The 12,502-nt window shown below is 41.8% G+C and carries 14 protein-coding genes (1 of these 14 cut by a window edge); 5 read left to right on the plus strand and 9 right to left on the minus strand.

Translation table 11 applies throughout. From position 1 onward, the window contains the following. Positions 1–151: 151 nt before the first annotated feature. Positions 152–1,786 (minus strand): chaperonin GroEL, encoded by a 1,635-nt coding sequence (gene groL, locus KHA99_RS30190; RefSeq protein ID WP_213121186.1) that lies wholly within the window; start codon positions 1,784–1,786, stop codon positions 152–154. Positions 1,787–1,839: 53 nt separating this feature from the next. Next, a complete protein-coding gene (groES, locus tag KHA99_RS30195) occupies positions 1,840–2,127 on the minus strand; it encodes a co-chaperone GroES (RefSeq protein ID WP_213121187.1) in 288 nt (95 codons plus the stop codon). A 301-nt stretch (positions 2,128–2,428) separates the two neighbouring features. Between groES and KHA99_RS30200 the strand changes: the two genes are divergently transcribed. From KHA99_RS30200 to KHA99_RS30215, 4 genes are all read left to right on the plus strand, one after another. Beyond that, positions 2,429–3,151, plus strand: coding sequence for a CPBP family intramembrane glutamic endopeptidase (locus KHA99_RS30200; protein ID WP_213121188.1), 723 nt, complete (start codon positions 2,429–2,431; stop codon positions 3,149–3,151). Continuing rightward, on the plus strand, positions 3,148–3,351 hold the full coding sequence (locus tag KHA99_RS30205; protein WP_213121189.1) for a YdiK family protein: 204 nt from the start codon (positions 3,148–3,150) through the stop codon (positions 3,349–3,351). The genes KHA99_RS30200 and KHA99_RS30205 overlap by 4 nt, the downstream gene beginning before the upstream one ends. A gap of 107 nt (positions 3,352–3,458) precedes the next feature. Continuing rightward, positions 3,459–3,752, plus strand: coding sequence for a transposase (locus KHA99_RS30210; RefSeq protein ID WP_213118966.1), 294 nt, complete (start codon positions 3,459–3,461; stop codon positions 3,750–3,752). 11 nt (positions 3,753–3,763) lie between these two features. Continuing rightward, entirely contained in the window at positions 3,764–4,639 is an 876-nt protein-coding gene (locus KHA99_RS30215; RefSeq protein WP_307852136.1) for an IS3 family transposase, read from the plus strand. 1,363 nt (positions 4,640–6,002) lie between these two features. Here KHA99_RS30215 and KHA99_RS30220 read toward each other — a convergent pair. The 3 genes from KHA99_RS30220 to moaC form a co-directional block, all read right to left on the minus strand. After that, positions 6,003–6,428 carry a DUF4395 domain-containing protein gene (locus KHA99_RS30220; protein WP_213121190.1) on the minus strand — a complete coding sequence of 142 codons (426 nt, stop codon included), beginning with the start codon at positions 6,426–6,428 and terminating at the stop codon, positions 6,003–6,005. 153 nt (positions 6,429–6,581) lie between these two features. After that, positions 6,582–7,235, minus strand: coding sequence for a redox-sensing transcriptional repressor Rex (locus KHA99_RS30225; protein WP_213121191.1), 654 nt, complete (start codon positions 7,233–7,235; stop codon positions 6,582–6,584). A gap of 32 nt (positions 7,236–7,267) precedes the next feature. Then, the gene (moaC, locus tag KHA99_RS30230) at positions 7,268–7,756 is read right to left on the minus strand and encodes a cyclic pyranopterin monophosphate synthase MoaC (RefSeq protein ID WP_213121192.1); all 489 of its coding nucleotides are present in this window, start codon (positions 7,754–7,756) and stop codon (positions 7,268–7,270) included. Positions 7,757–7,918: 162 nt separating this feature from the next. Here moaC and KHA99_RS30235 point away from each other — a divergent pair, with 162 nt between their 5' ends. Further along, a complete protein-coding gene (locus KHA99_RS30235) occupies positions 7,919–9,838 on the plus strand; it encodes an ABC-F family ATP-binding cassette domain-containing protein (protein WP_213121193.1) in 1,920 nt (639 codons plus the stop codon). 437 nt (positions 9,839–10,275) lie between these two features. On the opposite strand, the gene tsaD is transcribed toward KHA99_RS30235, so the two are convergent. The 4 genes in view from tsaD to tsaE are tightly spaced (at most 18 nt apart) and all read right to left on the minus strand, a layout consistent with a single transcriptional unit that may run on beyond the window. Beyond that, a complete protein-coding gene (gene tsaD, locus KHA99_RS30240; RefSeq protein ID WP_213121194.1) occupies positions 10,276–11,301 on the minus strand; it encodes a tRNA (adenosine(37)-N6)-threonylcarbamoyltransferase complex transferase subunit TsaD in 1,026 nt (341 codons plus the stop codon). Then, the gene (gene rimI, locus KHA99_RS30245) at positions 11,298–11,747 is read right to left on the minus strand and encodes a ribosomal protein S18-alanine N-acetyltransferase (protein ID WP_213121195.1); all 450 of its coding nucleotides are present in this window, start codon (positions 11,745–11,747) and stop codon (positions 11,298–11,300) included. The genes tsaD and rimI overlap by 4 nt, the downstream gene beginning before the upstream one ends. Before the next feature lie 18 nt (positions 11,748–11,765). Next, complete coding sequence (gene tsaB, locus KHA99_RS30250) at positions 11,766–12,467, minus strand: tRNA (adenosine(37)-N6)-threonylcarbamoyltransferase complex dimerization subunit type 1 TsaB (protein ID WP_213121196.1); 702 nt, start codon at positions 12,465–12,467, stop codon at positions 11,766–11,768. Next, on the minus strand, positions 12,464–12,502 hold the 3' end of the coding sequence (tsaE, locus tag KHA99_RS30255) for a tRNA (adenosine(37)-N6)-threonylcarbamoyltransferase complex ATPase subunit type 1 TsaE (RefSeq protein WP_213121197.1). It continues 417 nt past the right edge of the window; the window shows 39 of its 456 coding nt (coding positions 418–456); the start codon falls outside the window, past its right edge; it ends in the stop codon at positions 12,464–12,466. Before tsaE ends, tsaB begins: the two co-directional genes overlap by 4 nt.

Genomic DNA, 12,502 nt, shown 5'->3' on the forward strand with positions numbered 1-12,502 from the left:
CCGATTCCCCCACTCTCATGTTTTGAAACAAATAATTATATATTCATTGTAACACAAGAAATGGAAAAAGAAGCTCCCCATAAGTTTGCTCAACTCACGAGAAGCTTCCGATAATGTTATTTATTCCAAACCCTAGATATTGGGGCTGATATTACATCATGCCGCCCATACCGCCCATACCGCCCATGTCAGGCATTCCCATGCCTGCACCAGCTGGTTCTGGCTTATCAGCAACTACAGCTTCAGTTGTTAAGAACATAGCTGCAACAGAGGCTGCGTTTTGAAGTGCAGAACGAGTAACTTTAGTTGGGTCAACGATACCAGCGTCGATCATGTTTACCCATTGGCCGCTAGCAGCGTTGAAGCCTGTGCCAACTTCTTCATGCTTTAAGCGCTCAACGATAACAGATCCTTCAAGACCAGCGTTGGTAGCGATTGTGCGAACTGGCTCTTCCATCGCACGAAGAACGATGTTGATACCCGTTTGCTCGTCGCCTTCAGCTTGAAGCTCAGCCACTTTGCTGTATACGTTTAGAAGGGCAACACCACCACCGGATACGATACCTTCTTCAACTGCAGCACGAGTTGCGTTTAATGCGTCTTCGATACGAAGCTTACGCTCTTTTAATTCTGTTTCAGTTGCAGCACCAACTTTGATAACTGCTACACCGCCAGCCAATTTAGCAAGGCGCTCTTGTAATTTTTCCTTGTCGAATTCAGAAGTAGTTTCTTCTAATTGAACGCGGATTTGGTTCACGCGAGCTTGGATTGCTTCAGTGCTTCCTGCACCTTCAACAATTGTTGTGTTTTCTTTTGTGACAACGATTTTAGCAGCGCGTCCTAAAGAAGTAATTGTAGCAGACTTAAGGTCACGGCCAAGCTCTTCAGTGATGACTTCAGCACCAGTTAGAGCAGCGATATCTTCAAGCATTGCCTTACGGCGGTCACCAAAGCCAGGAGCTTTAACAGCAACAGCATTGAATGTACCACGAAGCTTGTTCAGTACTAAAGTTGCAAGTGCTTCACCTTCAACATCTTCAGCAATTAGCAATAATGGCTTGCCTTGCTGTACCACTTGCTCAAGAACAGGCAGGATTTCTTGAATGCTTGTAATCTTCTTATCAGTGATTAATACAAATGGATTATCTAAGATAGCTTCCATTTTGTCAGTATTTGTAACCATGTATGGAGAAGCATAGCCACGGTCAAATTGCATACCTTCAACTACATCCAATTCAGTAGTGAAGCCTTTAGATTCTTCGATTGTAATGACGCCGTCATTGCCCACGCGCTCCATTGCTTCAGCGATTAATTGGCCAACTTCTTTGTCATCAGAAGAAATAGCGGCAACTTGAGCGATAGATTCTTTGCCTTCAATTGGTTTAGAAATAGCTTTAAGTTCTGCAACAGCGGCAGTAACTGCTTTTTCGATACCTTTGCGGATACCCATTGGGTTAGCGCCAGCAGTTACGTTCTTTAAGCCTTCGCGAATCATCGCTTGAGCAAGAACTGTTGCAGTTGTTGTACCGTCACCGGCAACATCGTTTGTTTTGCTAGCTACTTCAGCAACAAGCTTTGCACCCATGTTTTCAAATGCATCTTCTAATTCGATTTCTTTTGCAATCGTTACACCGTCATTTGTGATTAATGGTGAACCGAATTTTTTCTCAAGAACCACGTTGCGTCCTTTAGGTCCAAGAGTAACTTTAACTGCATCTGCAAGTGTATCAACACCGCGAAGCATCGCGCGGCGAGCGTCTTCACTAAACTTAATCTCTTTAGCCATTGTTAAAAAACCTCCTCATATGTTTAAAAACTTTTATTTTTCAACTGTTGGATTTACTCACCTACAACAGCAAGGATATCGTTTTCACGTAAAATTAAGTATTCGGAACCTTGGTATTTCACTTCAGTACCAGAGTATTTTGAGAAGATAATGCGGTCGCCAACAGAAACTTCAACAGCTACGCGCTCGCCATTGTCAAGCACACGGCCAGTACCTACAGCTACAACTTTTCCTTCCTGAGGCTTTTCCTTTGCTGTATCCGGTAATACGATACCGCTTGCAGTTTTTTCTTCTGATTCAACGAGTTCGATGATGATGCGATCACCTAATGGTCTTAACATTCAAACAACCTCCTCAAATATGTGTTATTCGGTCATTTATTAGCACTCGACTATGATGAGTGCTAACACAATTATTATAATAATCAATCTAAAAATCTTTTGCAAGTCTGATGCATAAAATTTATTTAAAAAAGTTACCCTTTTTTTCCACCTTATAAAGTATGGATAAAATCCATATTTCTATTCAATCTTTTCAAAGCAGGCATTCAAAATTGAAACTAATTTGTCATTAAAGGTAGAATGAAGAATAGTGATTGATTACATTTCGATTGGAAAAAATAGATGGAAAAGGAGTTTTGATTTGAAAAAGGAATACTGGATTGTCCTTATTGTTTATATTGCCATGCAGCTTTCCAGCTTTGCCGGGATTCCTGCATTTATGTTTGGATTTCGCCTTTTTGGATGGAGGCAGGAATTTGTGGTACCGGTTTGGCTGATCACAAGTTTCACCCTTGCCTTTCTCATCATTCTTGTTATCCTAAGAAAAGAAATGAAGCCTGGGGTCCATAGTGAAAGAAACACTTCAATCGGTCATTCAATAAAGTGGGCGATTTTAGGGGTTTTCCTTGCCCTATTTGCCCAATATACGGCTGCCATCATTGAGCGCCTTATTGGGATTGAATTGGGCTCTAAAAATACACAGGAAATCCTCACGATCATTAATGCCTTTCCTTTGGCCATTCTTGTAACGAGTATTATCGGCCCTATTTTAGAAGAAATTGTGTTTCGAAAAATTATTTTTGGGGCTTTTTATAAGCGGTTTAATTTCTTCATTTCTGCCCTAATCAGCTCGGTGGTCTTTGCGCTTGTCCATATGGAGCCTGAGCATCTGCTTATTTACTCGGCGATGGGCTTTACCTTTGCCTTTCTTTATGTAAAAACTAAACGTATCCTGGTGCCGATTTTCGCCCATGTATCTATGAACACGATGGTCGTCCTTGTTCAGTCGGTTTATAAGGATGACATTGAGCGGCTGATGCGTGAGGCAGAGGCAGTTCAAAACTTTATCGGAGGATTTCTATGAGACGTTCACCTTTGTTTTCCGGTTTGATTTATTTAATACTTGGTGCACTGTTCACCTATTTTGCAATCGATGATGTCCAAAACAATGGCTGGGGCTTCTTCAGCTACCTTTTGGTCATCCTCGCCACCTTTGATTTTGGGTCAGCCTTAAAGATGATTGCTATTCATTTTAAGTACAGGGATAAAATGAATAAACAATGATGTCTTTTATTTTTGATTGGACCAATGATGAGGTTAGTCTAAAAAGTGGACACGTAAAAATGAGATTTAGTTTATAATACAATCATCATTTAAAAGGACGTGTTCACATGGGTCAACATCATTCTCAAGAGTATAAAGAGTATGTTGCAAAGTTAATCGTTGAGGAGGGGAGAAAAGCCTCCCAGGTAGCTTTTGAGCTCGAGCTCTCCCCTAAAACTGTTAGTCGATGGGTGGCAGCTTACAGGGCGAAAACAACCCTTGGGAAACCTGGAGAAAACTATCTTACACCCACAGAACTTGAAAAACTGAAAAAGCAACACGAAAAAGAGATACAAAAATTGAAAGAGGAAAACGAAATCCTAAAAAAGGCCATGCACATCTTCACGAAAAACCAAGCGTAATATATATCTTCATTCAAGCCCACTCTGATGAGCACGCCGTGGCGAAGATGTGCAAAGTTCTGAAAGTATCATCAAGTGGCTATTATAAATGGCTAAGGATCCAGAATAAACCTCAATCTGAGAAAGATGCTTACCGTAAAGAAATCAAGCAAAAAATAAGTAAATCATTTCACGAGAGCTTTGGTACGTATGGGAGTCCCAGGGTCCATGCCGACTTGGTGGAGTGGGGTTATACCATTTCTCAAAAGACGGTTGCCCGTATGATGAAAGAGATGGGTTTAACAGCTACACCAAAAGAAAAGTTTGTCGTTACCACTAATTCCAATCATGATTTACACATCTATCCTAACCTGCTTAATCGCCAATTTAATGTTGAAGAGCCCAACCGAGCATGGGTAACTGACATTACGTACATTTGGACGATTGAGGGCTGGGTTTATTTATCATCCGTTATGGATCTATTCTCAAGAAAAATCGTAGGCTGGAGTATGGCTTCACATATGAAAAAAGAGCTATCCATACAAGCATTGAATATGGCGATTGTTACAAGGCAGCCTAGTGAAGGGTTAATCCATCATTCGGACCGTGGGTCCCAGTATTGTTCAAATGATTATATCGACATCCTGAAAGGGAAAAACATGCATATCAGTATGAGCAGGAGGGGCGATCCTTACGACAATGCATGTATTGAGTCTTTTCATGCCACGATCAAGAAAGATTTGATCTACAGAAGACGCTTTAAGACCAGGGCTGAAGCCGTAAAAGCTATTAATCATTATATTAGTAGTTTTTATAATGAAAAGCGTAAACACTCTACTTTAGGGCACAAATCACCGAATCAATTTGAGAGAAACCACCGGCAAGATGAAGTTGCATATACCTCATAATATAGCCATTTGGTGTTAGGAAATGAGCAGTCATGCTTTTCGACTGATCATTTCTAATACCGTACCAAACGAAGTGCGGTAGTAGTTTTATTTCTAAAAGTCTCAAATTTTACTGTCCACTTTCTTGACAGAAGACCAATGAAAGACATTTTCCTTTCTGAATCCACTTAAAAAGTCCCTCATTCGGCTAATGAAGGACTTTTCCCTTTCAGCTTTCACTCAAAATGTCCTTCATACCGTCTATGAAGGACATTTTCCTTTCCGATTTCACTCAAATTGTCCTTCATTCCGCCTATCAAGGACATTTCCACTCCCGATTTCATTCAAATTGTCCTTGAGACCGCCTATCACGGACATTTCCACTCCCGATTTCATTCAAATTGTCCTTGAGACCGCCTATCACGGACATTTCCACTCCCGATTTCACTCAAATTGTCCTTGAGACCGCCTATCACGGACATTTCCACTCCCGATTTCACTCAAATTGTCCTTGATACCGCCTATCAAGGACATTTCCACTCCCGATTTCACTCAAATTGTCCTTGATACCGGCTATCACGGACATTTCCACTCCCAATTTCACTCAAATTGTCCTTGATACCGCCTATCAAGGACATTTCCACTCCCGATTTCACTCAAATTGTCCTTGATACCGCCTATCACGGACATTTCCACTCCCAATTTCACTCAAATTGTCCTTGATGCCTTCAATAAAGTTTCGCCCCGCTCCATTAATTGACCCCTGTTAGAGCTATCAGCTGTAAGCTTTAAAGAATGAAGCGCAGAATAAGTCTCATTCGGCAGCTGCTCGCGGAGATTTGCTTTTGCAGCAGATCACGCGGCCACTCCCACTGTTCGTTTACGACCACATCGCGGAAGATACGCGGCAGCGACGAAATTTCCTCCATGACGCCATGACCAGCAAACACGGAGATAGCCTTCTGTAAAATTTCCGCCCCCTCATTTGTAGCACATATTTTCTGCAGCAAGACAAGTTCACGCAGATTAAATAATTTTTCCTAACTTCAATTGGATGGTCCAATTTAATTCCTGGATTAAGCGGCTTATCCAGCTGCAAGAATGCCCCCGCCGTCGTTCGCTCTGCGGCATGCTGGATCCGTTTCAACTTGCTTGCTGTGAGTGGATAGTCTTTTACCTTCTTCCCAATAATACTTCGGAAATCGCTGTACAAGTTTGCCTCTCGAGATGCCCGCAGCATAAACCCAGCACAGGCAATCCCAATTTCCAACCGCGACAAGGTCAATACAATTCCGACTGCAACTGTAATCCCCTTATCCTTTGGACTAGCGTCAAATGTAAGCAGAAAAACAAAAAAGAGTCTGAAAAATTCAGACCCCTATCTTTATTGATGCGCCTTTCTATAACGGTATTGGTTCCACTGATAATGAATAAAGCATCCGATGCAAAAACCTAGGATTGCCACAAAGGCCGCCGCCGCGACAAGAATTGTGAACACATAGCCAACACCATTCCATCCCAGCAGGAATCCTACAAATCCAATTCCCAAACACGATACGGCAATTTTTTGATTAAATTGCTGCTGCTCCCAATCCTCAGGGATATAAGCCTTTGGGTCCTTTCTTAAAAACAGTTTTGCTATTTGCATAATCGGATTAAACCCGAATAAAAGGCCAGACAAACCGGCAACAAACGGCACTAACAAAAACCATTCCTGTCCGGATAACCATGTTAACACAACACTTAAAACAATTGTCCACTGGTTTGTTTTCACGAGCGGCCGTGGGATTGAACGAACTGTTTCTGCCATTTTAATCCCCATCTTTCCTATTGGATTACGATACTTATTTGTATATTTATTTTACTTACTTTAACTCCCTTTGTATAGTTATCTGTTTAGGAAAAATGTTTCCAAACGAAAAATGGGCTTCTCACCTATTTTGGCGAGAAGCCCATTTATTATTTATTCTTCGACTTCGTCGTTTGGATAATGCTTTAAAAAGTAAACAAGTGACTGCAGCTCCACCGCCAGGTCAATATGATGCACGCGGATCGATGAAGGTACATTCAGTCTTGCTGGGGTAAAGTTTAAAATCCCTTTTACGTTCGTTTTCACAAGTTTATCTGTGATCTGCTGAGCAACCGGAGCCGGCACCGTCAAAATCGCCACCGAAATATTTTCCTCGATCAAATACTGTTCTATATCGTCCATCGAATAAACGGGAACATCGCCTATTGAATCGCCAATTTTTTCAGGGTCCACATCGAAGGCGCAAGCGATTTTTGTGTTATTATTTTTTAAAAAATTGTAGTGTAAAAAGGCTGTGCCAAGATTACCCACCCCGATTAACGCTACCTTTGTTAATTCATCTTGATCAAGAGTTTTCCGGAAAAACGATAACAAGTAGTTTACGTTATAGCCGTACCCCTTTTTCCCAAGGGCTCCGAAATAAGAGAAATCCCTGCGAATCGTGGCCGAGTCCACCTTTACAGCTTCACTCAATTCTGCAGATGACACCCTCTGCTTGCCAGAAGAATGAAGGTTTTGTAAAAATCGATAATATAAGGGCAGACGCTTTGCTGTTGCCTGTGGTATTTTCATCGTTTCATTGGACATATTTCTCCCACCCTTCAATTTTAATGGATATATTAGATATTCCTTCTAAAATCACCGTTTTTGCCGCCGGTTTTTTCTACCAGAAAGGTTGGTCCGATCACCATCCCTTTATCAACTGCCTTACACATATCATAGACGGTCAGGGCACAAACAGAGGCGGCTGTTAGCGCTTCCATCTCAACTCCGGTACTGCCTTTGGTTTTCACTAATGCAGCAATATGCAGTGTATATTGTTCCTGCCCGGCCTGTTCCCACGAAAAACTAATATTGATACCTGTTAATGGGATCGGGTGGCACATTGGAATGATATCCCATGTTTTTTTCGCCGCCATTACCGCAGCAACCTGGGCCACTGCTAAGACATCGCCCTTTTTCATTTCGTGGTTTGTGATTTTTTCATAAATTTCAGTGCTTACTGTTATGCTAGACTGGGCAAGTGCCGTGCGTGCCGTTTCCGGCTTATCGCTGACATCGACCATCTTGGCCCGGCCTTCTTCATTAAAATGAGTAAATTCAGCCATAAAAAAATCCTCCTACAAAAAATAATACAATATTTTTATGTCCATGTGTGTGAAACTTTGAACTATCGGTATATTTTTTTATAATTCCATTAAAAATTTCACTTCATTGCCGACATTCGGGTAATACGGTACACTAGTCATAAGGTAATAGAGGTGAAAAAAATGATTTTATTACAGGTTAACCAACTACAAAAATATTATGGTGCTGAACTTATTTTATCGAATATAAAACTGGAATTACAAACCCGTGACCGTGTTGCCCTTGTCGGACGCAATGGAGCGGGGAAATCAACGTTATTGAAAATCATCGCCGGCGAAATGGGCTATGACGGCGGCGAAATCATCAAACCAAAGGATGTTACCGTTGGTTATTTGGCACAAAATACGGGTTTGGAGTCCAATTTGTCCATTTGGGAGGAAATGCTGACGGTTTTTGAGAACCTGCAGGCGATGGAAAAAACGCTACGGAAGCTGGAGGAGCAAATGGCCGATCCTGCTGTTTTCGGGGACCCAGGAAAATACGAACGGGTATTAAAGGAATATGATGAATTGCAAATAAAGTTTAAAGAGCAAGGCGGCTATCAATATGAAGCCGATATCCGCTCTGTATTGCATGGGTTAAATTTTTCTGATACTACATTAATGATTTCAAGTCTAAGCGGCGGACAAAAGACACGGCTTGCGCTAGGCAAACTGCTGCTGACAAGACCTGATATTTTAATTTTGGACGAGCCAACCAACCATTTGGATATCGAAACCCTTTCCTGGCTGGAGCAATATCTGCAGGGCTACGATGGCGCGATTTTAATTGTTTCGCATGACCGCTATTTTTTGGATAAAGTGGTTACAGAGGTGTATGAACTATCACGCCGTCTGATTCAGCGATTTACCGGTAATTATAGCTCTTATCTTGAGCAGAAAGCTGCCAATTATGAACGCGACATGAAGCTTTATGAAAAGCAGCAGGAGGAAATTGCCGCCTTAAAGGATTTCATCCAGCGCAACATCGCACGGGCCACTACTACTAAGAGGGCGCAAAGCCGGCGGAAGAAACTTGAAAAAATGGAAATCATGGACCGGCCATCAGGGGATGAAAAATCCGCTTCCTTCTCATTTGAAATTGAGCGCCAAAGCGGCAATGATGTACTGACTGTTGATTCACTTGCTGTCGGCTATGATGGCGAGATGGTTTCCGAGGATATTTCCTTTCGTGTCTATAAAGGCGACAGTATTGCCCTTGTCGGCCCTAACGGAATCGGGAAGTCGACCCTTTTAAAAACAATTATTAAAAAGCTTCCCGCTTTGGCTGGAACTATTCAATACGGAACCAATTTGTCCATCGGGTATTACGATCAGGAACAAGCCAACCTTACCTCCAATAAACGCGTCTTAAACGAACTATGGGATGTATATCCACTGAAACCAGAAAAGGAAATCCGTACGGTGCTTGGAAATTTCTTATTTTCCGGTGACGATGTGCTTAAAAACGTTTTGTCATTAAGCGGCGGTGAAAAAGCCCGCCTAGCCCTTGCCAAGCTAATGCTCGAGAAAGCAAATTTATTAATATTGGACGAACCTACCAACCATTTGGATTTGGACAGCAAGGAAGTTCTTGAGAATGCTCTAATTGATTATCCAGGTACTATTTTGTTTGTTTCACACGACCGTTATTTTATTAACAGAATCGCAACCAAGGTACTAGAATTGTGCCCTGAGGGCAGCACAGAATACCTCGGCGACTACGATTATTATGTGGATAAAAAGCTAGAGCAGGAGGAACTTACGGCACTTGCATTGGCAGCCTACGAGAAGAAGGTTTCTGCTTTTGTGCCTGCTGAAAAAAACAGTTATCAACAGGATAAAGAAACGAAAAAACTGGAACGCCAGCGAAAACGTAAATTGGAAGAAATCGAGGAACACATTTCGGAGCTTGAAGAACAGATTCAGAATTATGAACAGCAATTATGCGAGCCAGAAGTATTTCAGGACCATGAAAAGGTTTTAGAGATTAATTTAAAAAATGAAAAGGCTAAGGCCGAACTTGACGAATTAATGGAAGAATGGGCCGAGCTGGCAGAATAATGTGGATAACCGGACTGTTGGAGTCCGGTTATTTGTTATGCTTGTAATCCAAAAGGCCTAATTTTCCACAGAATTATTCACATTGTAAATGCCATTATTTCAGTTATCCAATTAACTTTTCCACATTATCCACAAAAAAACGCCTATTTATCCACATTATCAACATTAATCACTGAATTATCCACAATTCATTTGAATTTTCCACTTTTTCAAAAATTTTTTATCCACAAAATTGCTATTTTTATATTAGCCCAAATTCAATCAAATGTTTGTTTAAATCTTAAAATGCCTATATTTCAAGGATTTTCCGTTTTCAATCAAACGTTTGATTAGTTTATTGCCAATATCAATTAAACGTTTGATTAGTTCATCAACCAAACCAATTAAACGTTTGATTAGATTCTTTTATTAAAAAAACCCTTCCTTATTAGGAAAGGTCAGGTGTTATATGTTTCTATATCCAATCCAGGTATCGCGTTTAGTGATAAGTCTGCTCGAATTCCTTTTTCAAACATGACACTTCCGGCAGCTGCTATCATGGCTGCGTTGTCTGTGCATAAGGATAATGGAGGAATGACTAATTCAACATCCGCCTTATCTAAAAATGCCTTTTCCAGGGCTGCTCGAAGCCCCTTATTGGCTGCTACTCCTCCTGCCAATAATATTTGGTTGACGCCATATTCTGCAACGGCTCTTACGGTCTTCGTCACCAATACATCAATGACACTTTCCTGAAAGCTCGCGGCCAGATTCTCCGGGGCAATCGTCTCACCACGCTGCTCGGCATTATGAACCGTATTAATGACCGCTGATTTTAAGCCGCTAAAGCTAAAATCATAGGAGCCTTCCTCCAGCCAGGCACGGGGCAAATCAATAGTAGGACGGCCTTCATGGGCCAAACGGTCAATATGCGGACCGCCTGGATATGGCAGATTCAATGTTCTAGCTACCTTATCATAGGCTTCACCCGCTGCGTCATCCCTTGTTTCGCCAATTACCTCAAAATGTCCATGCTCTTTCATGTAGACAAGCTCCGTATGGCCCCCTGAGACCACTAAAGCCAACAAAGGGAATTTCAGCTCTGTTACCAGCCTGTTTGCATAAATATGACCGGCAATATGATGGACCGGCACAAGCGGTTTATTATGAGCAAACGCAAGTGCTTTGGCGGCATTGACGCCAATTAATAGGGCACCCACCAGACCCGGCCCTTCCGTTACCGCAACGGCATCAATTTCAGTAAATGTTAGATTCGCCTGCTTCAATGCCTCTTCTATCACGATCGTAATCTGTTCAACATGGTGGCGTGAGGCAATTTCCGGTACGACCCCGCCAAACCGTTTATGACTTTCGATCTGCGAGGCAACCACATTGGCCGTTATCTCTCGGCCATTTTTGATAATTGCCACCGCCGTTTCATCACAGCTTGTTTCAATTCCTAATATCAACTGATCATTTTTCATAAATTCACCCACATTACCAGCGCATCCTCCAAATTATCTGAGTAATAATTTTTCCGAATTCCGCCATTTTGAAACCCTAGTTTGCGATAAAGAGACTGAGCGATATGATTCGTTACCCTTACCTCTAATGTCATGCTTCTTGCACCCCTCTCCTGGCAGACGGATATCAGCTTTCGCATCATCATCTCTCCAAGCTTTTTGCCGCGGTACTCAGGAAGAATCGCGACATTCGTCACATGACCTTCATCAATTACAACCCAGACTCCACAATAGCCAATAATTTTATTTTCATGTTCGAGGACGATATAAACAGCAAAGTTATTATTGTGCATCTCATTATAAAATGCTTCCCTGCTCCACGGGGTTGTAAATGATGCATGCTCAACCTCTAATACTTGATCGATATCCTCTTCCCTCATGTAGCGAAAAACATAAGAATCTTCCATCTTTCTCTATCCTTATCTTTATAAAGTTTTCCCTTGCGCCTCTAACCACTTTGCTTCCGCTTCTGCTAACCGAATGTAATTAGGGACAAAGGTGTGTACGTCTTCCCCTTGTTTGTCTTTTCCCAGCATGGCCAGCTCGGATGGACGGGGATTGTTTTCTGTTATGCTTGAAAAAACGGCCTGAGAACCTAGTTTCTCTGTTATTCTTTCACGGTGAATAGACAAATCATTGCCGACAAATAGAACCGGTTTGTCCAATTCGGATAACTTCCCTGCCCAGTCAACCGCCATTGTTAGTTGGTCCGGCTCAATTACTTTTAGCTCTCCATTCTCGACTTGATACAGACCTGTATAAACCTGTCCCCGTCTCGCATCGAATATCGGGGAAATAAGCCCGTCAAAATATCGACCTGGCCCTGCTGCCAGAATTTCAAGGCTTGATATTCCAACAAGTGGAATGTTTAAAGTCCATGCCAGCGTTTTTGCTATCGTAACGCCGATTCTAACACCGGTATAAGATCCTGGGCCTTTAGCTACTACAATTTTCGTTAAATTGGACGGCACCCTTTCACAATCCTTCATTAATGTCTGAATGGCAGGCATAATCCGGACAGAATGGTTCTTTTTCAAATTTGTTATATACTCGCCAAGTACTTCCGTCTCTTTTAAAAGCGCGACTCCTAAAGCATAATTAGAAGTATCAATTGCTAAAATGGTCATGCCAAAATCTCCTTACATAATTGTTCATACCGCTC

The organism is Neobacillus rhizophilus (assembly GCF_018343535.1).
Taxonomy (GTDB): domain Bacteria; phylum Bacillota; class Bacilli; order Bacillales; family Cytobacillaceae; genus Neobacillus; species Neobacillus rhizophilus.

What these genes read in the sequence shown, in the direction of transcription:
- groL (WP_213121186.1), bottom strand. Translation starts at nt 1,786, where the DNA reads ATGGCTAAAGAGATTAAGTTTAGTGAAGACGCTCGCCGCGCGATGCTT.
- groES (WP_213121187.1), bottom strand. Translation starts at nt 2,127, where the DNA reads ATGTTAAGACCATTAGGTGATCGCATCATCATCGAACTCGTTGAATCA.
- KHA99_RS30205 (WP_213121189.1), top strand. Translation starts at nt 3,148, where the DNA reads ATGAGACGTTCACCTTTGTTTTCCGGTTTGATTTATTTAATACTTGGT.
- KHA99_RS30210 (WP_213118966.1), top strand. Translation starts at nt 3,459, where the DNA reads ATGGGTCAACATCATTCTCAAGAGTATAAAGAGTATGTTGCAAAGTTA.
- KHA99_RS30220 (WP_213121190.1), bottom strand. Translation starts at nt 6,428, where the DNA reads ATGGCAGAAACAGTTCGTTCAATCCCACGGCCGCTCGTGAAAACAAAC.
- KHA99_RS30225 (WP_213121191.1), bottom strand. Translation starts at nt 7,235, where the DNA reads ATGTCCAATGAAACGATGAAAATACCACAGGCAACAGCAAAGCGTCTG.
- moaC (WP_213121192.1), bottom strand. Translation starts at nt 7,756, where the DNA reads ATGGCTGAATTTACTCATTTTAATGAAGAAGGCCGGGCCAAGATGGTC.
- KHA99_RS30235 (WP_213121193.1), top strand. Translation starts at nt 7,919, where the DNA reads ATGATTTTATTACAGGTTAACCAACTACAAAAATATTATGGTGCTGAA.
- tsaD (WP_213121194.1), bottom strand. Translation starts at nt 11,301, where the DNA reads ATGAAAAATGATCAGTTGATATTAGGAATTGAAACAAGCTGTGATGAA.
- rimI (WP_213121195.1), bottom strand. Translation starts at nt 11,747, where the DNA reads ATGGAAGATTCTTATGTTTTTCGCTACATGAGGGAAGAGGATATCGAT.
- tsaB (WP_213121196.1), bottom strand. Translation starts at nt 12,467, where the DNA reads ATGACCATTTTAGCAATTGATACTTCTAATTATGCTTTAGGAGTCGCG.